The sequence below is a fragment of the Psychrobacter sp. T6-1 genome, assembly GCF_052258445.1.
This window is the reverse complement of sequence record NZ_JBQQFC010000426.1, coordinates 1-1591: the sequence shown is the minus strand read 5'-3', so window position 1 is coordinate 1591 and position 1591 is coordinate 1. Positions and strand designations below refer to the sequence as shown.

Here is a 1591-nt window from a genome sequence, read left to right as displayed (position 1 = left end):
CGTGCGCTCAATCAAATTGTAAAAGTATATTCCAGTCATCCTGATATTCATCTTTTGGCTAGAGAGTCTATTAGCTTCGCTAAGTTAAATCAGATGTTTAGTAGCAAAGATACTGTCAAGATTAGCCTAGTGCCAGACATCGTTATGAGTGCGACTGCAAAGGTACTTGGCGCAACGGAGTGTTATGACACATCTGGTATTCTTCGTTGCCTGCGAGATGATAAAGAAGCTGCTTTGACAACTAAGCAGTATAGTATCGTTGATAAGGCATTAGTCAAAACTGGCTATGATATAGAGAAGACGGATACTCACGCTGGCGGCTCGCAGTTAAGTGCGGCGCATTGTACTCAGCTATTGACTGATAAGCTCAATCAATTTCGAGCGGCAAATCTGGTTGTCACGGATCGTTTGCATGGCATGATTTTGAGTCTACTCTCTGGTACGCCTTGTTTGGTACTGCCAAACTCTAACCATAAAATAAGACAAACGCAGGCTGACTGGTTGCAAGGTCATCCCAGAATTATTTTCTTAGAGCTTAATGAGATAGATCAAATCTCAAAGTCTATCGATAGCTTATTGTCCTTGCCTCATGGCTCAATAGATGAGTCTTCAGTTGATCTTAGTAAGTACAATGATTTAAAAAAAGCGTTGGGGTGTCTATGAGTACTGCACCAAATCCTCTAGTCAGTGTCATCGTTCCTGTATATAACGTGGAAAACTATCTTGACGCTTGCCTGAACTCTATCAGGCAGCAAACCTATCATAATTTAGAAATCATCATAGTCGAAGACGGTTCTACTGATAACTCTAGACAACTGCTCGATCATCATCTCAGTGATAAGCGCGTAAAAGTCGTTCAGCATAGCAAAAACAAGGGGCTCTCTGCGGCTCGTAATACTGGCATCGAGTCTGCGACAGGTGAATATACAATGTTCGTTGATTCTGATGACATCGTAGATATACGCTTAGTAGCCGCTTGTGTTGATTGCGCCCTTTGGTCACAAGCGGAAGTCGTGACTTATGATTTCATGCCCTTTGATGACGGCGTAGCGGAGATAGCGCTGTCATATCCATATGGCAGCCTAGAGTATAACGCTGTTGAACAAGATAACGAATATTATAATCTGCCACATTTTGCATGGCTCAAGTTTATACGCTCTAGTGTGATACGTTCTACGTCATTACGTTTTCCAGAAGGTTTGTATTACGAGGACTGGCCCTTTCATTGGCACCTTGGACTATCTACGACTAAGAGGTTTCACCTACCCGTTAATTTTTACTTATACAGACAGCGCGGCACCTCTATCACAGAATCAAAGGGCAAAGAGCTGCTGGATCTATTCGCTATTCACGCGATAGTAAAAAATTTGTTAGATGAGCACAAAGCGCATAAGGTAAGAAAGGTTTTTGCTCATAAGTGTAGACAGAGTCATTGGAGAGTTTTGACCCGTATTGATTTGATGCATTTGGCGACTGCGCTTGAAGCTGTTAAACAATCAGAGAAGACGATGCAATCTGATGACTATAACAGTGCGACTAATATCAAGCATATGATGCTCTCAACTATAGTGGGTATGCCATATCCTATGAA

Annotated in this window: 2 protein-coding genes; both read left to right on the top strand. The window is 42.0% G+C overall.

Annotation, left to right across the window (positions count from 1 at the left end):
* Positions 1–663 (top strand): polysaccharide pyruvyl transferase family protein (locus tag ACTXGO_RS13475; protein WP_443574879.1); only part of this gene is annotated, 663 nt, incomplete at its 5' end.
* Positions 660–1591, top strand: a 932-nt coding sequence (locus tag ACTXGO_RS13470) for a glycosyltransferase family 2 protein (RefSeq protein WP_443574878.1), incomplete at its 3' end; no start/stop codon positions are given. The genes ACTXGO_RS13475 and ACTXGO_RS13470, both read left to right, overlap by 4 nt.